Annotated in this window: 16 protein-coding genes and 1 tRNA gene; 7 read left to right on the forward strand and 10 right to left on the reverse strand. The window is 63.1% G+C overall.

The features are described 5' to 3' along the window. Positions 1–52: 52 nt before the first annotated feature. The 6 genes from minC to C0Z16_RS00540 form a co-directional block, all read right to left on the reverse strand. A complete protein-coding gene (gene minC, locus C0Z16_RS00515; protein ID WP_102630289.1) occupies positions 53–883 on the reverse strand; it encodes a septum site-determining protein MinC in 831 nt (276 codons plus the stop codon). A gap of 204 nt (positions 884–1087) precedes the next feature. Next, on the reverse strand, positions 1088–1621 hold the full coding sequence (locus tag C0Z16_RS00520) for a GNAT family N-acetyltransferase (protein ID WP_102630290.1): 534 nt from the start codon (positions 1619–1621) through the stop codon (positions 1088–1090). A 187-nt stretch (positions 1622–1808) separates the two neighbouring features. Continuing rightward, a complete protein-coding gene (gene map / locus C0Z16_RS00525; protein WP_102630291.1) occupies positions 1809–2594 on the reverse strand; it encodes a type I methionyl aminopeptidase in 786 nt (261 codons plus the stop codon). Between the two features lie 258 nt (positions 2595–2852). Next, positions 2853–2942 (reverse strand) — tRNA-Ser (locus C0Z16_RS00530). Between the two features lie 164 nt (positions 2943–3106). Further along, positions 3107–4402 (reverse strand): serine--tRNA ligase, encoded by a 1296-nt coding sequence (gene serS / locus C0Z16_RS00535; RefSeq protein ID WP_102630292.1) that lies wholly within the window; start codon positions 4400–4402, stop codon positions 3107–3109. 64 nt (positions 4403–4466) lie between these two features. Beyond that, on the reverse strand, positions 4467–5780 hold the full coding sequence (locus C0Z16_RS00540) for a replication-associated recombination protein A (protein WP_102630293.1): 1314 nt from the start codon (positions 5778–5780) through the stop codon (positions 4467–4469). A 229-nt stretch (positions 5781–6009) separates the two neighbouring features. On the opposite strand from C0Z16_RS00540, the gene cytX reads away from it, so the two are divergent. Then, entirely contained in the window at positions 6010–7326 is a 1317-nt protein-coding gene (gene cytX, locus C0Z16_RS00545) for a putative hydroxymethylpyrimidine transporter CytX (protein ID WP_102630294.1), read from the forward strand. A gap of 94 nt (positions 7327–7420) precedes the next feature. On the opposite strand, the gene speB is transcribed toward cytX, so the two are convergent. Further along, a complete protein-coding gene (gene speB / locus C0Z16_RS00550; protein WP_102630295.1) occupies positions 7421–8410 on the reverse strand; it encodes an agmatinase in 990 nt (329 codons plus the stop codon). 170 nt (positions 8411–8580) lie between these two features. Between speB and C0Z16_RS00555 the strand changes: the two genes are divergently transcribed. Next, the gene (locus tag C0Z16_RS00555) at positions 8581–9492 is read left to right on the forward strand and encodes a LysR family transcriptional regulator (RefSeq protein ID WP_102630296.1); all 912 of its coding nucleotides are present in this window, start codon (positions 8581–8583) and stop codon (positions 9490–9492) included. A gap of 82 nt (positions 9493–9574) precedes the next feature. Here the strand turns inward: C0Z16_RS00555 and lolA are convergent, their stop codons facing one another. After that, positions 9575–10306, reverse strand: a complete 732-nt coding sequence (gene lolA, locus C0Z16_RS00560) for an outer membrane lipoprotein chaperone LolA (RefSeq protein WP_102630297.1) — start codon at positions 10304–10306, stop codon at positions 9575–9577. A gap of 328 nt (positions 10307–10634) precedes the next feature. After that, the gene (locus tag C0Z16_RS00565; RefSeq protein ID WP_102630298.1) at positions 10635–12950 is read right to left on the reverse strand and encodes a DNA translocase FtsK; all 2316 of its coding nucleotides are present in this window, start codon (positions 12948–12950) and stop codon (positions 10635–10637) included. 347 nt (positions 12951–13297) lie between these two features. Between C0Z16_RS00565 and trxB the strand changes: the two genes are divergently transcribed. From trxB to C0Z16_RS00590, 5 genes are all read left to right on the forward strand, one after another. Continuing rightward, positions 13298–14299 (forward strand): thioredoxin-disulfide reductase, encoded by a 1002-nt coding sequence (gene trxB / locus C0Z16_RS00570; protein WP_102630299.1) that lies wholly within the window; start codon positions 13298–13300, stop codon positions 14297–14299. 171 nt (positions 14300–14470) lie between these two features. Next, complete coding sequence (locus tag C0Z16_RS00575) at positions 14471–15226, forward strand: Smr/MutS family protein (RefSeq protein WP_102630300.1); 756 nt, start codon at positions 14471–14473, stop codon at positions 15224–15226. A 13-nt stretch (positions 15227–15239) separates the two neighbouring features. Then, on the forward strand, positions 15240–15860 hold the full coding sequence (locus C0Z16_RS00580) for a trimeric intracellular cation channel family protein (protein WP_102630614.1): 621 nt from the start codon (positions 15240–15242) through the stop codon (positions 15858–15860). Positions 15861–16002: 142 nt separating this feature from the next. After that, positions 16003–16662: a glutathione S-transferase family protein gene (locus tag C0Z16_RS00585; RefSeq protein WP_102630615.1), complete on the forward strand. Its 660-nt coding sequence runs from the start codon at positions 16003–16005 to the stop codon at positions 16660–16662. A gap of 98 nt (positions 16663–16760) precedes the next feature. Further along, positions 16761–17678 carry a LysR family transcriptional regulator gene (locus tag C0Z16_RS00590; protein WP_102630301.1) on the forward strand — a complete coding sequence of 306 codons (918 nt, stop codon included), beginning with the start codon at positions 16761–16763 and terminating at the stop codon, positions 17676–17678. Between the two features lie 82 nt (positions 17679–17760). Here C0Z16_RS00590 and C0Z16_RS00595 read toward each other — a convergent pair whose 3' ends face one another. Next, positions 17761–18876: an ABC transporter ATP-binding protein gene (locus C0Z16_RS00595; RefSeq protein ID WP_102630302.1), complete on the reverse strand. Its 1116-nt coding sequence runs from the start codon at positions 18874–18876 to the stop codon at positions 17761–17763. Positions 18877–18926: the final 50 nt, after the last annotated feature.

The following is an 18926-nucleotide window of genomic DNA, read 5'->3' on the forward strand; positions in this document are numbered from 1 at the left end:
CGCGCGAAACGCCGCGTGCCGCAAACCTTCGGCACAGCGCGCTTCACGACGCTTACGTGAGCCGCAATGGTTCGATCATCAACTTTTCTTCTTCGAGCCAGATCTGCACCGGCTTGCCAAGCACGTCGGCCGGCAGCGGGTTCTCAGTCGTCCGATAGATGCCCGCGATCGAGATCAGTTCCGGTTCGAGACACGTGCAGAAAATGCGCGCGTCGTGATTGCCTTGCACGCCGGCCAACGCACGGCCGCGCAACGGCGCATAAATATGGATGTTGCCTTCCGCGATGACCTCCGCGCCGTAGCTCACGAGCCCGAGCACGACCAGATCGCCCTTTGCGTAGATGCGCTGACCGGAGCGCAGCGGCTTCTCGACCACCATGGTTTGCGAAGACGTGGCAAGACGCACGGGCTCGGCGGCGGACGCAGGCTCGGCCGGCGCAGTTGCGGGCATGCTCGTGGCAGCGGTTGCGGCTTTTGCTTCGGCTTCGGCTTCGGCTTCGGCCTTGGCCGTGCCGGCGGGCGGTGTGCTCGCGGTGTCTTCGTCAGCGGATTTCGCGGCAGCGCCACGGCGGTCGCGCGCTTCGAGCAGCGGCAATGCGCACTGCGTTGCCCACGTCTGCTGCGCGTCGGCGACCACGCCGACCGGACGCATGCGCACGCTCTCCAGCAAATGCGCGATCTCAGCGAGCGGCATGCGTTCGTTTTCAGCGAGGCGGCGCACGTCGATCGCGACGACGTCGTTAGCGAAAAACTCGGGGGTCGCCTCGAAGCGCCGGGTCAGCTCGGCACGCATGGCATCGAGGTCGGTTGTCTTGACCACAAACAGGAGCGTGTCGACGGAACCGCTGCGGAGTTCGAAAAAGGGCGATTTCTTGGGCGACATAACGTTCGGCAAAAATTTTGCGTATTTTACAGGCGTCCAGGCGTGCGGCGAGATTTTTTGCCGGACAACGAGCGGCTACTATCCGCATGCTGCCGCGCAAACACGATCAGGCCGCGCCGCGTATGAACGAGCCGGGCAGGAATGCAGTGGAGATGCGGACGGACGATGAAATGCGGGCGGCAGACTGTTGCGCCGCTCGATAGATCACTGCTCAAGTGCTGGCGAGTTTAACGGCACGTGGCGAACGAGCAGACTTTCGACTTGCTCAGGCGCACGAGCGACGCGCCGGTGCTCGCCGGTCGGACCGAAGCCGAGAGCTTCGTAAAAGCGCATGGCGTTGCGATTGGAGTCGGTCACCCATGCGTAGATTTCCGTGGCGCCCTCATTGGCGAGCCAGCCGCTGGCGGTATCGACCAGCAACTCTCCGCCACGCAGATGCCGTACCGCCGGCGCCACCCACAACTCGCAAACGAATGCGCGGCGCTCCGCGGTATCTTCGAAATGTGCTTCGATGAGTCCGGCCGGATGACCCTCTGTATAGAGGATAAAAGTGCTGACGGTGAGAGAAACTGCGTGCTTCGCGGCGACGACGTCGAAGCTGGCGGCGTCCGCGGACAATGCGTCCTCTAGCGTTGCGCCGAAGGCGTAGGGTGCCTCCCGCAGCGACGCAGTACGGAGTTCGCGGAAAACGGCGCCCTGATCAGCGGCGATACGGCGAACGGTCAATGACGGACTCATGCAGACGAAAACCCCTTGAAACCTTAAGGCGTAGCTTTAACCGAACCGGCGCGCGAGTCAAATCATTCTTCGCCGGGCGATGTTATCGCGCGAGCCGGTTCACGCAAAGCACGCATCAACTACGGAGCATTTCGCGCGCCCGGCGCCGTGCGACCTGCGCGCCAACGCTATGCGAAGCCTGGCTGGCTCACGGCGCCTGGTAGCTGCCGGTACCGTCCGGCCAGGGCGTAAGGAGTTCATAGCCGTCGTCGGTGACGGCGATCATGTGTTCCCACTGCGCCGACAACGAGCGGTCTTTGGTGACCACCGTCCAGCCGTCGCGCAGTACGGTGGTGCCGGCGCGGCCGGCGTTGATCATGGGCTCGATCGTGAAAACCATGCCCGGCTTCAGACGCACACCCTGCCCCGGCTGGCCGTAATGCAAAACCTGTGGGTCTTCGTGATACACCTTGCCGATGCCGTGGCCGCAATAGTCGCGCACGACCGAGAAGCCGTCGCGCTGCGCCACGCTCTGGATTGCATGGCCGATATCGCCAAGCGTCGCGCCCGGTTTCACTTCGCGGATGCCCGCGAGCATCGCTTCATAGGTCGTATCGACGAGTTGACGCGCCACCGTGCTCGGCTGGCCGACGCAATACATGCGGCTCGTGTCGCCGAAGTAGCCGTCCTTGATGATGGCCACATCGATGTTGATGATGTCGCCGTCCTTCAGCACTTCGCTGCGGTTCGGAATACCGTGGCACACCACCTGATTGACCGATGTGCAGACGGTCTTTGGAAAACCCAGGTAGCCGACATTGGCCGGAATCGACTTTTGCGTGTTGACGATGTAGTCGTTGCACAGTGCGTCCAGCTCGTCGGTGGAGACACCGGCCTTCACGTGCTCGCCGATCATGGCCAGCACGTCGGCCGCGAGTCGGCCTGAAATACGCAGTTTGGCGATGTCGTCGGGAGTCTTATAGGTAATGGCCATGAATTCGGTCGATGGGTTCGAAGGTGGGTCGATGTTCAATCGAACGGAACGGCCAATTGTACAGAGGATCGGTGCGGGGGCCGGGGTAAAGCGGAGGTGGCGGTTTGTGAGCCAGTGGTTGGCGTGGTTATTCGGGGCGGGCGCAACAATAAGTTAGCATCGCTTGTGAATGCGTGATGTGCCGCCTAACGCCGGAGTGACAAACAACTTGCCAGGCAGAAACGAAAACAGGCCCCGAAGGGCCTGTTTTCTAAAGTCTGGCGGAAAGGGTGAGATTCGAACTCACGGTACCCCTAAAGGTACACTGGATTTCGAGTCCAGCGCATTCGACCACTCTGCCACCTTTCCGTGTTTTCCAACTCGCCGCGACAAGGCGGTTTTGTCAGATTCAAGCGGGTCGCTGCTTGAGAGAGAAAGATTATAGAACAGCTGATTTCGATTTCCAAGTCCCTTGCCGAAAAAATTTCGAAGAGACCTGCAATCCAATCACTCGTGGCATCAGCCGAAATCAATCAGCCCGCCGGCACTTCCAGCCGTTCGACGGCGCCCAGATACGGCCGCAGCGCCGCCGGCACAGTCACCGAACCATCGGCGTTCTGGAAGTTCTCCAGTACTGCCACGAGCGTGCGGCCCACAGCGAGGCCGGAGCCGTTCAGCGTATGCACGAGCTCCGGCTTGCCTTGCGCATTTCGATAACGCGCCTGCATGCGGCGAGCCTGGAACGACTCGGTGTTCGAGCAGCTCGAAATCTCGCGATAGGTGTTCTGCGCCGGCACCCATACCTCGAGGTCGTAGGTTTTCGCCGCCGAGAAGCCCATATCACCGGTGCACAGCGTGATCACGCGGTACGGCAATTCGAGTTTCTGCAGAATCACCTCAGCGTGGCCGACCATCTCCTCCAACGCGTCATACGACGCTTCCGGCGCGACGATTTGCACCATCTCCACCTTATCGAACTGATGCTGACGGATCATGCCGCGCGTGTCGCGTCCATACGAGCCCGCTTCCGAACGGAAGCACGGCGAATGCGCGGTCAGCTTGATCGGCAAAGCGCTCGCTTCGACGATGCTGTCGCGCACCGTGTTCGTCAGCGAAATTTCCGATGTGGAAATCAGATATTGCGTGACCGTGTTTTCGCCGCCGCCCTTCTCGACGCGGAACATGTCGTCCGCGAATTTGGGCAGTTGGCCCGTGCCGTACAGAATCTCCGGATTCACAATGTACGGCGTGTAAATCTCCGTATAGCCATGCTGCTGCGTATGCGTGTCGATCATGAACTGCGCAAGCGCGCGATGCAGCCGCGCAATCTGCCCGCGCAGCATCGTGAAGCGCGCGCCCGAGAGCTTCGCGCCGGTCTCGAAATCGAGGCCGAGCGGCGCGCCGACATCGACGTGATCCTTCACCTCGAAGTCGAACTGGCGCGGCGTGCCCCAGCGGCGCACTTCGACGTTCTGCGCTTCGTCGCGGCCAACGGGCACGCTCTCATGCGGCAGATTCGGCACGCCGAGCAGCAGATCCGACAGACGCTTCTGAATATCGTCCAGCTTCGCCGCCGACGCCTTCATCTCGTCGCCAATACCGCCAACTTCCGCCATCACAGCCGAAGTGTCCTCGCCCCGCCCCTTCATCGCGCCGATCTGCTTCGACAGGCTGTTGCGGCGCGCCTGCATTTCTTCGGTACGGGTCTGGGTATCGCGGCGTTCCGCTTCGAGCGCGGTGAAGGCCGCCACGTCAAGGATATAGCCGCGGTCGGCGAGGCGTTTCGCGACGCCGTCGAGGTCTTTGCGCAGCAACTGGATGTCGAGCATGAGATGGGGCGGGTATTCGTTGTATGAAGGTGGGATTTTAGCGCACCGGCGCGACTGAACCGTCTCAACCTTTCTTCGGCTTGTTCTCGCTGCGCCATTGCGCATCGAGTTCCGCAAGACGCGCCATCTTGTCGCCGATCTTGCCTTCGAGACCGCGCGGCGTCGGCGTGTACCAATGCGGATCGCGCATGTTCTCCGGCAGGTACGTCTCGCCGGCCGCGTACGCATCAGGTTCGTCGTGCGCGTAGCGATACTCGTGGCCGTAGCCGAGTTCCTTCATCAGCTTGGTTGGCGCGTTGCGCAGATGCACGGGCACGCCGCGCGACTTGTCCTTGCTCACGAAGCGGCGCGCTTCGTTATACGCGTTGTAGCCGGCATTCGACTTCGGCGCGACCGCCAGATAGATGATCGCCTGAGCCAGCGCAAGCTCGCCTTCGGGCGTGCCGAGTCGCTCGTAAGTCTCGGCGGCATCGAGCGCGATGCGCGCGGCGCGCGGGTCGGCGAGACCGATGTCCTCCCACGCCATGCGCACGATGCGGCGCGCCAGATAGCGCGGGTCGGCGCCGCCATCGAGCATGCGGCAGAACCAGTAGAGTGCGCCGTCCGGACTGCTGCCGCGCACCGATTTATGCAGCGCGCTGATCTGGTCATAGAACGCGTCGCCGCCTTTGTCGAAGCGGCGCAGATTCTCCGCGAGCGCGCTGCCGAGCAACGCACCGTCGATCTCCGTGGTCTTCTGCTGTGAAGCCGCGCGCGCGACGATTTCGAGGTTGTTCAGCAGCTTGCGGCCGTCGCCGTCGGCGGAACCGATCAGCGCTTCGCGCGCTTCGTCGGTGAACGTGAGGCCGCCGAGTTCCTGTTGCGCGCGCTCGAGCAGCTCGCCCAACTCTTCTTCGGTGAGACTTTTGAGTACGTACACGGCCGCACGCGACAGCAACGCGCTATTCACCTCGAACGACGGATTCTCTGTCGTCGCGCCGATAAACACGAACAGGCCCGACTCCACGTGCGGCAAGAACGCGTCTTGCTGACTCTTGTTGAAGCGATGCACTTCGTCGACGAACACGAGCGTCTGATGCCCGTTCGCGCGATGAATCTGCGCGGTCTCGACCGCCTCGCGAATGTCCTTCACGCCCGAAAGCACCGCCGACAACGCGATGAACTCAGCATGGAACGCATCGGCCATGAGCCGCGCCAGCGTGGTTTTGCCGACGCCGGGCGGGCCCCAGAGGATCATCGAATGCGCTTCGCCGGATTCGAATGCGACCCGCAACGGCTTGTTCGGGCCGAGCAGGTGCTTCTGGCCGATCACTTCGTCGATATTGCGGGGCCGCAGGCGTTCGGCGAGCGGGACATTGGCACGGGGTTCTTCGAACATGACGTTTTGGGGATAATCTCGGCTTTTCCGGACGCGGTCCGCGCGATGGTCCGTGTGATGGTCGACCTCAACGCGGCGTGCTGCCGGATGAGCGCAAAGCCGGCGCGAGGAAGGTGCCGGCAACGTTCTGCATTATGACAGTGACGGCGTCCGGGCGAGGCCGCACATCTCGATCGCGCGCAAACTTGCACGCAACACCAATAGAAACAGGACTCAGGGATAAGACCAGATGGCACAAGATCCACTCGCCGGCGACGCCGGTTCCACCTACGCGCCGCTCACGCCGGTGCCCGACGCGCGCCGCGCATTCCGAACCGGCGACGCCTTCGCGCTCTGGTTCTCGCTCGGCATTGGCCTGCTGGTCGCGCAAGCCGGCGCGCTGCTGGTGCCGGGTCTTTCGCTGCCGCTTGCGTTGCTGGCGATCGTGATCGGCAGCGTAATCGGCGTGATTCTGCTGGCGCTGGCGGGCGTGATCGGCACGGACACCGGGCTCGCGGCGATGTCGTCGCTGCGTCCGACGCTCGGCGTGCGCGGCGCGTCGGTGCCCGCCGTGCTGAACGCCGTGCAACTGGTCGGCTGGGGCTCGTTCGAGGTGATCGTGATGCGCGATTCCGCCGATGCCCTCGCCAAACAATCCTTCGGCCTCTCGATGCCGCTGATCTGGACCGTCATCTTCGGCTTGCTGGCGACGCTGCTCGCGATCAGCGGGCCGCTGTCGTTCGTGCGGCGCTTTCTGCGCACATGGGGGATCTGGCTGCTGCTTGCGGGCGCGGCATGGCTCACGTGGAATCTGCTCGCGCAACACGACCTCGCTGCGATGATGCGCCGTCCCGGCACGGGCGAGATGCCGTTCGGCGGCGCCATCGACCTTGTGGTGGCGATGCCGCTTTCCTGGCTGCCGTTAATTGCGGATTACACGCGCTTTGGCCGCCGCTCCGGCGACACATTTCGCGGCACGCTGCTGGGCTACGGGATTGCGAACATCTGGTTCTATGCGTTGGGCGCGGTCTACGGTCTCGCCGCGGGCGGCGGTGACGCGCTGCTGACGAGCGCGCTTGCGCAAGCCGGCGGCGGACTCGCATTGCTGCTTATTCTGATCGACGAAGTGGACAACGCGTTCGCCGACATTCATTCGGCAGCCGTTTCGACAGGCACGTTCTGGACGCGCGGCAGCGTGCCGATGCTGTCGGCGGCATTCGGCGCGCTGTGCACGTTGATCGCGCTGCTGGTGCCGATGGCGAAATATCAGAACTTCCTTCTGCTCATCGGCTCGGTGTTCGCGCCGCTTTTCGGCGTGGTGCTGGTCGATCACTTCATTGTGCGCAAGCGCCGTATCGAAGCCGCCGTGCTCGCCGACGTGCGCGGCCGATACGGGTTCTCTGGCGGCTGGCATCTGAGCGCGTTCATTGCGTGGGCGATCGGCATTGCCGCTTATCAGGCGATCAACCAATGGTTGCCGAATCTGGGCGCGACGCTGCCCGCGCTGGTGATCGGCGCGGCGTGTTATCTCGCGTTCGTGTCGACGCGTAAAGCGGCTTACGCGTAAACCTGTAAATTCGCCGTTGCGAAGAAAAGGCCTGCATCTGCAGGCCTTTTTCGTTGCAGCCGCCATGCCGCGACAGGTCACACGGCGGGCAAGCTCAGCGAGCAGCCGTCCGATATTCGACGCCCGGCAGCACGCACAACAACTCGAACGCGAGGTTCGCGGCGAGCAGCGCCGTCGTGCCGAACGGATCGTACGGCGGCGCAACTTCCACCAGATCGCAGCCGACGATGTTCAAGCCGCGCGCCCCACGAATGATTTCGAGCGCCTGCGGCACCGTCAATCCGGCGATTTCCGGCGTGCCCGTGCCCGGCGCAAACGCCGGATCGATACCGTCGATATCGAACGTGATGTAGACCGGGCCGTCGCCCATACGCTCGCGCACGCGCGCCATCAGCGGCGCGAGCGACTGGTTCCAGCACGCCTCGGCCTGCACGACTTCAAAGCCCTGATCGCGGCACCAGTCGAAATCTTCCGCCGCGTAGCCGGTGCCGCGCAAACCGATCTGCACGACACGCTCGCAATCGAGCAAGCCTTCCTCCACCGCGCGACGAAACGGCGTGCCATGCGCGATCTTCTCGCCCATCATCGTGTCGTTAACGTCGGCGTGCGCGTCGACGTGAATCAGACCGACCTTGCCGTGCTTGCGATGAACCGCGCGCAGGATCGGCAGCGCGATGGTGTGATCGCCGCCGAGCGTGATCGGCTTGCAATCGTGCTGAAGAATTTCGTCATACGCGGTTTCGATACGCGCGATCGAATCGTGCAGGTTGTACGGATTAATCGCGACATCGCCGAGATCGGCTACTCGCAGCGAATCGAACGGCGCCGCGCGCGTCGCCATGTTGTAGGGGCGCAGCAGCACCGATTCGCTGCGGATCTGGCGCGGCCCGAAACGGGCACCGGTGCGGTTGGACGTGCCGAGATCGAACGGCACGCCGACGAAACACGCGTCGAATCCCTCGGCGGAGCCGACGTTCGGCAGCCGCATCATCGTCGCAATGCCGCCGCAGCGCGGCATCGCATTGCCGGACAGCGGCTGCGGCCGTTCACCGGCTTCGGGAGAAATGAAGGAAGAACTATTCATCGTGGCTCGGCAATGAAAGAGTGCAGCAAGCGAAGAGCGGCGGAACCGGCCGGAGGAATGCATGAAAATCGCACCGTACCGGGCGAATCTCCATTCTTGAGCAGTTTTTGCGAATTTGAAATAGCCGCGCAATAACCTTCACATCGATTGCGAGCGATGTATCCTGACGCATGTTCTCCCAACTCACCGACCTTGATCTGCGGCTGATCCGCGTGTTCCTTGCCATCGTCGACGCGGGCGGCGTCTCGCCGGCCCAAGCCACGCTCAACATCGGCCAGTCGACCATCAGCACGCAGCTCGCCACGCTGGAAACGCGTCTGGGTTACCGCCTATGCGAGCGCGGCCGCGGCGGCTTCCGCCTGACCGCGCGCGGCGAACAGTTCGTCGATGCCGCTCGCGCGCTGCTCGGTGCGGTCGACAGCTTCGGCATGCAGGCGCGCAATGTGGGCCGCAAGCTGGTCGGTACGCTGGACGTCGGCATGATCGGCCATACGCCCGTGTCGGCAAGCGCGCGCATCAGCGACGCAATCGGCCGGTTTCGCTCGCGCGATCAGTCGGTGCGTTTTTCAATTCTCGTGCGCTCGCCGGGCGAGCTCGAGGAACTGCTGCTCAATGGGCGGATTCAGGTCGGCATCGGCTATTTCTGGCATCGGGTGCCGTCGCTCCAATACACCGAGGTGTTCGCCGAAGAGCAGTTCGCGTACTGCGCGAAGGGGCATCCACTGTTTGCTTCGGCGGGAGAAGTGTCGCTCGCAGAAGCCGCGGCTCACGAATGGGCGTGGCGCAGTTATCCGTTGCCGGAAGCCGAAACTTCGACGACGCCGCGCAACGTCACCGCGGTCGCGGACAACATGGAAGCGGTCGCGATGCTCGTGCTTTCCGGACATCACCTCGGCTATCTGCCGGGACATTTCGCTGCGCCGTTTGTCGAGCAAGGGCTGCTCGCCGCGTTGAATCCGGCCCTCATGCGTTACCGCGTCACGTTTCATATGGTCACGCGGGCGCGACAGCATCGGACGGATATTGTCGAAGCGTTCATCGACGATATGAAGGCCGCGCATGCGCTTGACGCGAAAGAGTAGCGCGCGCACCGCGTGCTATCGGCTATAAAAAAGCCGCGCATCTAGCGCGGCTTTCAGGCCAACATCAAATCACGGCGACGGCTTATCCGTTGATCACATCCGCGCCCTTCGGCACGGTGAACTTGAACGCGTCGGCGGGCAGTGGCGGATTCTTCTGGATGTTCGAGAACGTCAACAACGTCACGTTGCCGAACACGTCGTGCAATTCCATCGCCTCGAGGTTTCCGTCCTTGAAGCCGATGCCCACGCGCTGAAATTGTGTGTCCTTCGCTTTCGGCGTGAGTTCCAGCCAGTCGATGCCGGCCTTCACACCTGCATCGCGCAGCGTGAAGTTCTTATCCAGATCGTTGCTGCCGAACAGGATTGCCGCCGGGCTCGCACCGAGCGCGCCGCCGAGGCTTCGCACCGTCACCTGGTTCAGATCCTTGTCGTACACGTAGAGCTTGTCGCCGTCCGCTTGCAGCAGTTGCGCATAGGGCTTTTCGTATTGCCAGATGAACTTGCCCGGACGCGCGAACGTGAACGTTCCACTCGACGTGCCGTTCTTGCCGCCGCCCGTGGTGGACAACACGCCGCTTGCGCCGCTCGCCGCTTGCGCCTTGCTGGGCGCGCGCACTTCCTGCTGCACGAAGGTGCCGCGCGCCGAGTGAACTTGCGCGACGAACGCCTTCAACTGCTCGGTGCCGCTCGCAAAGGCCTGTGAAGCGACGAGCATCGACGCGCCGATCGCCACCGTGCCGACGCTGCGCGCGATTGCGCGGGCAAACCGGCCCACGCTACAGGATTGAGCGTGCTGCTGCGCGAATAGCTGCATATGATTTTTCTCCCTTGATTGAATTCGTTGAGCGGCCGGAGACTTGCGGCGCATGGCCAGGAGCGGTTTGGCGCTGACTTCGGCCAAGGCATGAAGTGCGAAGCGCGCGGCAAGCCTGAGACAAACCCAACGCAAAGCTAACGCAAAGCGTAAGGCAAATCCACGAAGCTGCAACGCTCGCGGCCAACGTTATCAGCGAGCTTATACAGCCAGCCTTAAGCGAGGCTTAGAAGCCCGGCTTAAGAGCCTGGCTTAAGAGCCCGGCTTTGACGCGACGCCAAACTCGCACGCAGAGCATGACCCGCCACCGGCGCGTTGCCAGCGCGGCTTAGTCCGCCTCGCGCGCCGGCGCGAGAATCTCGCGATTGCCGTTCGATGACATCGCCGATACCACGCCAGAATTTTCCATTTGTTCGAGCAGACGCGCCGCGCGGTTGTAGCCGATGCGCAAATGCCGTTGCACCAGCGAGATCGACGCGCGCCTGTTTTTCAGCACCACATCCACCGCCTGATCGTAGAGCGGGTCTGACTCGCCGTCGCCCGAGCCGCCTGCGCCAGCGCCCGCCGAGCCTTCGTCGCCCTCACCCGTCACGCCGCCCTCGAGAATGCCCTCGATATAGTTCGGCTCGCCCTGTTCCTTGAGCTTGTCGACGACGCGATGCACTTCCTCGTCCGATACGAACGCGCCGTGCACGCGCACCGGCAGGCCGCTGCCCGGCGGCAGATAGAGCATGTCGCCCATGCCGAGCAGCGATTCAGCGCCCTGCTGATCGAGAATCGTGCGCGAGTCGATTTTCGACGACACCTGGAACGCCATTCGCGTCGGCACGTTGGCCTTGATGAGCCCGGTAATCACGTCCACCGACGGACGCTGCGTGGCGAGAATCAGATGGATGCCGGCCGCGCGCGCCTTCTGCGCGATCCGCGCGATCAGTTCTTCGACCTTCTTGCCGACCACCATCATCAGGTCCGCAAGTTCGTCGATCACGACGACGATGTTGGGCAGACGCGTGAGCGGCTCCGGCTCGTCCGGCGTGAGGCTGAACGGGTTCGGCAGCTTCTCGTCGCGCTTGGCGGCTTCGTCGATCTTGTTGTTGTAGCCCGCCAGGTTGCGCACACCGAGCTTGCTCATCAGCTTGTAGCGCCGCTCCATTTCGGCGACCGCCCAATTGAGCGCGTGACCGGCCTGACGCATGTCCGTCACGACCGGACACAGCAGATGCGGAATGCCTTCGTAGACGCTCATTTCGAGCATCTTCGGATCGATCAGGATCATGCGGACCTGGTCGGCGCTCGCCTTATAGAGCAGCGACAGAATCATCGCGTTGATACCGACCGACTTGCCCGAACCGGTGGTACCCGCGACTAGCAGGTGCGGCATCTTCGCGAGATCCGCGCATACGGGCTTGCCGCCGATGTCCTTACCGAGACCCATGGTCAGCGGCGACGCCGCGTCCGCATAAACCGCCGAGCCGAGAATCTCGGAAAGGCTCACGGTCTGGCGACGCTGATTCGGCAATTCGAGCGCCATGAAATTCTTGCCGGGAATCGTTTCCACGACGCGGATCGACACGAGCGACAGCGAACGCGCGAGGTCTTTCGCCAGATTCACGATCTGGCTGCCCTTCACGCCGGTGGCGGGCTCGATCTCGTAACGCGTGACAACCGGACCCGGATACGCGGCGACCACGCTCACGTCGACGCCAAAGTCCTTGAGCTTTTTCTCGATCAGACGCGAGGTGAATTCGAGCGTATCCGCCGAGATGGTTTCCTGCGCGGCGGGCGCCGGATCGAGCAGCGAAATAGGCGGCAACGTGGAATCGCCCGGCAGGTCCGTGAAGAGCGGCACTTGCCGTTCTTTCTCGACGCGCTCCGACTTGGCCGGTGTGACAACCGGCGGCACGATCATGACAGGCTCGTGTTCCTCGATGCGCACGCGGCCCTTTTCGACCTTGCCTTCGCGCTTCACTGCGGCCGCTTCGCCCAGTTTGCGGTCGCGCCCGGCCTCGCGGCGCAGCTTCGCGAAGGTCACCGCCGAAATGATCGACTCGCCGACCTTTTCCGACACCGACAGCCACGAGAAACGGAAATACAGCGACAGGCCGATGCCGAGCACGATCAGCAGCGCCAGCGTGCCGCCCGTGAAACCGAGCGCATGCGACACGCCACGCGCGACCGCCTCTCCGATCACGCCGCCCGGCGCGCGCGGCAACTGCACCTTGAGCGACCACATGCGCAACGCCTCGATGCCATCACATGCGAGCAGCACAAGCATGAATGCAAAGGCGTCCGCGAGCCAGCTCACGTCGCGCGGTGCGTCTTCCTGTAATTCCTCGTGACGCGTGATGCGCTTGTAGTTCGCGGAGATATGGCGGCCGAGCAGCACGATCCACCAGTAAGCGGACAGGCCGAACAGCAGCAGCAGAATGTCCGACGTCCACGCGCCCACGCGGCCCGCCCAGTTAGCGATGTGCTCGACCTGGGCGGCATGCGTCCAGCTCGGGTCGCGCCGGCTATAGCTGACGAGCGCCATCAGCAGGAAAACGCCGAGCGCGACCTGCAGAATCCAGCGGATTTCGGTGAAGAGGCGCGACATGCGGTGCGGCAATGCCTGCGCGCTCGCGGAATAAGGAGCTTTTGCCATTGATCCTGTTGCGTGTGTGGCCAATCCGGTGCGTCGAGCCGCGGGCCGAGCCTCGCCCGGCGCGGCTGCGGGCGCGACACCGGCGAGCCGAAACTTCGATCCGGCCTATTGTAAACGCAGTGCCCCGCGCGAGGCTGTAAATGACAGTAACCTGGCCGATTGCCGACACGCATTGATCGGAGGCCGCGCGACGAGCACACGCCGCAGACTATCGCCGCGATCGGAAAGCTTCATGGAGCAGGCCGCCGCCCCGCCCTTTATAATGCCCGACTGATACCCATCTACAGTTTCAGCTCAAGTCGCGCGGCCTCGCATGGGCGAGCAGCGCGCCGTAAAAGGATTCAATCATGCCAGCAACTTCCACGAAACATGCCAAGGTTCTGATTCTCGGTTCCGGTCCCGCCGGCTATACGGCCGCGGTCTATGCGGCGCGCGCCAACCTCGCGCCGGTGCTCGTCACGGGTCTCGCGCAAGGCGGCCAGTTGATGACCACTACGGACGTCGAAAACTGGCCCGCCGACGCCAACGGCGTGCAAGGCCCGGAACTGATGGCGCGCTTCCTGGAGCACGCTGAGCGCTTCAACACGGAAATCATTTTCGACCACATTCATACGGCCAAACTGAACGAGAAGCCGATCCGCCTGATCGGCGACTCGGGCGAGTACACGTGCGATTCGCTGATCATCTCGACTGGCGCATCGGCGCAATACCTCGGCCTGCCGTCCGAAGAAGCGTTCATGGGCAAGGGCGTGTCGGCCTGTGCCACTTGCGACGGCTTCTTCTACAAGCAGCAGCATGTGGCCGTGGTCGGCGGCGGCAATACCGCCGTTGAAGAAGCGCTGTACCTGTCCGGTATCGCGAAGAAGGTGACGGTGATCCATCGCCGCGACAAGTTCCGCGCCGAGCCGATCCTGATCGACCGGCTGCTGGCGAAAGAAAAGGAAGGCGTCGTCGAGATCAAGTGGAACCATACGCTCGATGAAGTGACCGGCGACCAGTCCGGCGTGACCGGTTTGCGCGTCAAACATACGCAAACCGGCGAGACGACCGACATCGCGTTGCAGGGCCTGTTCGTCGCGATCGGCCATAAGCCGAACACGGACATCTTCGAAGGCCAGGTGGAGATGAAGAACGGCTACATCATCACGAAGGGCGGCCTGAACGGCTTTGCGACCGCCACCAGCGTGCCGGGCGTGTTCGCCGCCGGCGACGTGCAGGACCACGTGTACCGTCAGGCGATCACGAGCGCGGGCACGGGCTGTATGGCCGCGCTCGACGCGCAGCGCTATCTGGAAACCATCAACGAGATGGCCGGCGAGCACGCGATGAGCCAGGAAGCCGAGCGTTGATCGGCAGCGCTTTCGCGCGAACGCAACGGTAAAATGGCGGTTGGGCCTTGCCCGGCCGCTTGCTCGATGGAAGGCCGCGGCTGACAAGCCAGCGGCCTTTTTGCATTCGGGTCGCGTCCCCGTTACGCCAGGCGCCGCGTGACCGAATTACTTTCCGCGTGTATTTCCGCTATGCCGAAGAACCACCCTCATCCGAACGAGCCCAAGCGCGCCCGCGCCGCCGCGCGACCCGCGCCGGAACCGGCTGCGCCGGTCGCCAGAACCAAGATCGAGCCGGCTGCGGGCCTCGCCGGCCTTGGCGCGTTGCGCGATGCGTTGAAGGTCGATGCACAACGTCGCGAGCGCGAACGCGCGGCCGCGGCGGCTGCACAGCGTGAAGCGGCCGCGGATGCGGATCTGTTCCGCCGCGAGATCGGCGTAATTGCGCCGCTCGCGGTGCCGCCGCGCGCGTCGTTGCCGCGCAATCCTCCGCCGCCGCTGCCCGTGCAGACGCGGCTCGACGAAGAAGCCGTGTTGCACGAAGCCATTTCGGACGAGTTCGATCCCGAGGTGCTGCTGGAAACCGACGAAACGCTCTCCTACTGCCGCCCCGGCGTGAGCCAGGAAGTCGTGCGAAAACTGCGGCGCGGCGACTGGATCGTGCAGGCGCAAATCGATCTGCACGGCATGCGGCGGGAGGAAGCGCGCGAGGCGCTGGCTGAATTCATCCGCGAATCGGTGAAGCGCGGTTTGCGGTGTCTGCGCGTGATTCACGGCAAGGGTCTGGGATCGGTCGGCAAGGAACCGGTGCTCAAGGGCAAAGTGCGCGCGTGGCTCGTGCAGAAGAACGAGGTGATTGCGTTTTGCCAGGCGCGTCCGCATGACGGCGGCGCCGGCGCTGTGGTCGTGCTGCTGCAGCCGGGCGCCACGCCGGCTCAGGCCAAGTGACGGAGCCGCGGTGATCCATCCCAGGCTGACGCTCGCGCTGACCATCATGGAGGCGCTGGCGATCTTCGCCTACGCTATTTCCGGTTTCATTGAAGCGAGGACCCGCCGGCTCGACGCCGTCGGCACCTTTCTCGTCGCAATTGCCACAGCCTTCGGAGGCGGCACGCTACGCGACGTGCTGCTGGAGCGCCGCCCGTTTTACTGGGTCGAGCATCAGGAATATCTGATCGCGATCTTCGTGATGTCTCTCTTCGCACCCACGCTGCTGAAGATGACTTCGCGCCTGCTGTCTGAGCGCGTGCTGCTGGTCGCCGACGCAATCGGCCTCGGCCTTTTCAGCATCGCGGGCACCTCGATTGCGCACGACGCCCAGATGCCGTGGTTCACGTCCGTGATGATGGGTGTGGCGACGGGCGTATTCGGCGGTGTAATTCGCGACGTGCTGTGCAACGAGGTGCCGTTGATTCTGCGTGATTCGCGGCCCTACGCGACATGCGCTTTCGTCGGCTGCTGGCTGTATGTGTTGCTGGATTATGTGAACTTCGACACGGTGTATAGCGTGCTGGCCGCCACCGCTTTCATTCTGCTCGCGCGGCTCGTGACGTTCAGGTTCGATGTGCGGTTGCCGCATTAGCGGTCTTTGCGGTGGCAGTCGTAGCGTGCGTTGCTCGCCGGCGGACTGTCGATTTGCGCCGCCTTCGTTCGTCGTCATGTAAACGCGGCCCAGCGGTCTTCGCCGGCCCGCGGTGAACCCGCCCTCCTTCAAGGTGACCACGATGAGCATCAAGCTATACGCCCACCCCTTTTCCTCTTACTGTCAGAAGGCCCTCACCGCGCTCTACGAGAACGGCACGCCGTTCGAGTTCCGCCTGCTCGCGCACGACGATCCACAAACCATGGCCGAGTTTGCCGCGCTGTGGCCGATCAAACGCTTTCCGGTGCTGGTCGACGGCAGCCGGACGGTGACGGAGGCGAGCATCATCATCGAATACCTTGGCTTGTATCATCCGGGGCCGGTGCCGCTTTTGCCGGCCGACGCGCGCGCGGCGCTCGAAGTGCGCAGCATGGATCGCTTCTTCGACAACTATATTTCGACGCCGCAGCAAAGAATCGTCTACGACAGCCTGCGTCCCGAAACGGAGCGCGACGCGCGCGGCGTCTCGGAAGCTCGCGCGATGCTCGACACGGCATACGCGTGGCTCGACAACGTAATGGCCGGGCGCGAATGGGCCGCGGGCGACACTTTCAGCCTCGCCGATTGCGGCGCCGCGCCGTTTCTCTTTTACGCTGACTGGACGCATGCGATCGATCCGGCGTTTGCCCATGTGCGCGCCTATCGAGAGCGGCTGTTGGCGCGTCCGTCGTTCGCACGCGCGGTCGACGAAGCGCGGCCGTATCGTCCGCTCTTCCCGCTCGGCGCGCCCGACCGGGACTGAGCGCGGCCGCCCGTCATCCACCCTTGCGGACAACATTAATTCCAGCCTATACACTTCACGTCAAAAGCTATTTCCGCTAATCACTCACAAGGCCAAACATGGACCGTTTCGAAGCGATGGAGATATTTACGCGTGTGGTCGAGGCGAACAGCTTCACCAAAGTATCCGAATCGCTCGACCTGCCGCGCGCCAAAGTCAGCCGGACGATTCAGGCGCTGGAAGAACACGTCGGCGTGCGGCTGTTGAACCGTTCGACGCGCCAGGTCAGCGTTACTGAGGACGGCGCGCTGTTCTACGACCGCTGCGTGCGCATTCTCGCGGAAGTCGCCGACGCCGAATCGTCGCTGTCGAACAAGCGCGAGAATCCGGTGGGCACGATCCGCGTCGATACGTCCGGCACGCTCGCCCGTGCGCTGCTGCTGCCCGCGCTCGACGATTTCTACCGGCGCTATCCGGAAATCGACGTACGGCTCGGTCTCGCCGACCGCAATATCGACCTGATCCAGGACGCGGTGGATTGCGTGATCCGCATGGGCACGCCGGAAGAGTCGAGTCTCGTCGCGCGGCGCATCGGCCAGGCGCGGATCGTCACGTGCGCGTCGCCCGCGTACCTGGAGAAGTACGGCACGCCGACCACGCTGGAACAGTTGAGCGAGCATCGCGCCGTCAATTATGTGTCGGCCCGCACGGGCAAGACTTTTCCGTTCGAATACGAAGTGAACGGCGAGATCGCCAAGGTCGCGATGAAAAGCGTGCTCGCGGTGAACGACGGATCGGTCTACATTCGCGCGGCCGCGCTCGGACACGGCATGATCCAGCCGTCGCGCTTCATGGTCGCGCATCTGATCGAGCGCGGCGTGCTCAAGGAAATCCTCACGGACTACACGAGCCCCAGCACACCGCTGTCGATCCTTTACGCGCATCGCCGCAATCTGAGTTCGCGGCTACGCGCGTTCACCGAATGGGTCACGGAACTCGTGCGCAATAATCCGGACCTGCGTATTCCGGAGGCTTGACGCCTTCCAGCGAAAAACCCCTTGCGTCTCTCGACGCAAGGGGCTTTCTTCCATTCAGACGAATGCGACGGTCAGATCCGGTTCAGGCAATCCGCTCTTCATTCGACGGATCGAACAACACCGCCTTCGACGCATCGAACAGCAGCGTCGTGTTCGTCAACGGCTGCGGATTCGAAGCCGGATGCACGCGGCTCACCACGCGCTTGCCGTTGACTTGCGCGAACACGAGCGTGTCGGGACCGGTCGGCTCGATCACGTCGACCTTCACTTCGATCTGTTGCAGCTTGCCGTGGTCGCCGTGCGCGCCGCGCGAATCGGTGATTCGTTCCGGGCGCAAGCCGAGAATCACTTCGCGGCCGACGTGCGACTTGACCTTCGCCGAATCGAACGGCAGGTTCAACGCCGTGCGTGCGACTCCCGTGTCAAGTTCGAGGCCAATGCCCGCGCCCTGCTCGACGAGCTTGCCTTGAATGAAGTTCATCGGCGGCGCGCCGATGAAGCCGGCCACGAACAGGTTCGACGGCGAGTCGTAGATTTCCTGCGGCGCGCCAAATTGCTGCACGATGCCGTCCTTCATCACGGCGATGCGGTCGCCGAGCGTCATCGCTTCGATCTGATCATGCGTCACGTAGACGATCGTCGTGCCGAGGCGTTGATGCAGCAGCTTGATTTCCGAACGCATTTCGATACGCAGCTTCGCGTCGAGGTTCGACAGCGGCTCGTCGAACAGGAACATCACCGGATCGCGTGCAAGTGCACGGCCCATGGCCACGCGCTGACGCTGGCCGCCGGAAAGTTGGCCCGGCTTGCGGTCCAGCAGATGTGTGATTTGCAGTGTGTTCGACACGCGGTCGACAATCTGCGCCTGTTCCTGCTTCGGCACCTTGCGGATGTTCAGGCCGAACGAGATGTTCTCGCGCACCGTCATGGACGGATACAGCGCGTACGACTGAAACACCATCGCGATATCGCGGTCTTTCGGCGACAGGTTGTTCACCGTCTTACCGTCGATCTGGATCTCGCCCTTGGTCACGGTTTCGAGACCAGCGATCATGTTGAGCAGCGTCGACTTACCGCAGCCCGAGCCGCCGACGAGAATCAGGAACTGGCCGTCTTCGATGTCGATATTGACACCCTTCAGAACCGGCACCCCATTCGGGTAAGTCTTGTACACGTCACGGATGGAAAGGCTTGCCATGCTGTGAATCCTCTTGTCTCTGGTACTGCTTGAAAACGTCTTCGGGTGAC

This window comes from Paraburkholderia rhynchosiae, from assembly GCF_002879865.1.
Lineage (GTDB): Bacteria > Pseudomonadota > Gammaproteobacteria > Burkholderiales > Burkholderiaceae > Paraburkholderia > Paraburkholderia rhynchosiae.

Excerpts from the sequence above, each read along its gene's own strand:
- minC (WP_102630289.1), bottom strand. The coding sequence starts at position 883 with ATGTCGCCCAAGAAATCGCCCTTTTTCGAACTCCGCAGCGGTTCCGTC.
- C0Z16_RS00520 (WP_102630290.1), bottom strand. The coding sequence starts at position 1,621 with ATGAGTCCGTCATTGACCGTTCGCCGTATCGCCGCTGATCAGGGCGCC.
- map (WP_102630291.1), bottom strand. The coding sequence starts at position 2,594 with ATGGCCATTACCTATAAGACTCCCGACGACATCGCCAAACTGCGTATT.
- serS (WP_102630292.1), bottom strand. The coding sequence starts at position 4,402 with ATGCTCGACATCCAGTTGCTGCGCAAAGACCTCGACGGCGTCGCGAAA.
- C0Z16_RS00540 (WP_102630293.1), bottom strand. The coding sequence starts at position 5,780 with ATGTTCGAAGAACCCCGTGCCAATGTCCCGCTCGCCGAACGCCTGCGG.
- cytX (WP_102630294.1), top strand. The coding sequence starts at position 6,010 with ATGGCACAAGATCCACTCGCCGGCGACGCCGGTTCCACCTACGCGCCG.
- speB (WP_102630295.1), bottom strand. The coding sequence starts at position 8,410 with ATGAATAGTTCTTCCTTCATTTCTCCCGAAGCCGGTGAACGGCCGCAG.
- C0Z16_RS00555 (WP_102630296.1), top strand. The coding sequence starts at position 8,581 with ATGTTCTCCCAACTCACCGACCTTGATCTGCGGCTGATCCGCGTGTTC.
- lolA (WP_102630297.1), bottom strand. The coding sequence starts at position 10,306 with ATGCAGCTATTCGCGCAGCAGCACGCTCAATCCTGTAGCGTGGGCCGG.
- C0Z16_RS00565 (WP_102630298.1), bottom strand. The coding sequence starts at position 12,950 with ATGGCAAAAGCTCCTTATTCCGCGAGCGCGCAGGCATTGCCGCACCGC.
- trxB (WP_102630299.1), top strand. The coding sequence starts at position 13,298 with ATGCCAGCAACTTCCACGAAACATGCCAAGGTTCTGATTCTCGGTTCC.
- C0Z16_RS00575 (WP_102630300.1), top strand. The coding sequence starts at position 14,471 with ATGCCGAAGAACCACCCTCATCCGAACGAGCCCAAGCGCGCCCGCGCC.
- C0Z16_RS00585 (WP_102630615.1), top strand. The coding sequence starts at position 16,003 with ATGAGCATCAAGCTATACGCCCACCCCTTTTCCTCTTACTGTCAGAAG.
- C0Z16_RS00590 (WP_102630301.1), top strand. The coding sequence starts at position 16,761 with ATGGACCGTTTCGAAGCGATGGAGATATTTACGCGTGTGGTCGAGGCG.
- C0Z16_RS00595 (WP_102630302.1), bottom strand. The coding sequence starts at position 18,876 with ATGGCAAGCCTTTCCATCCGTGACGTGTACAAGACTTACCCGAATGGG.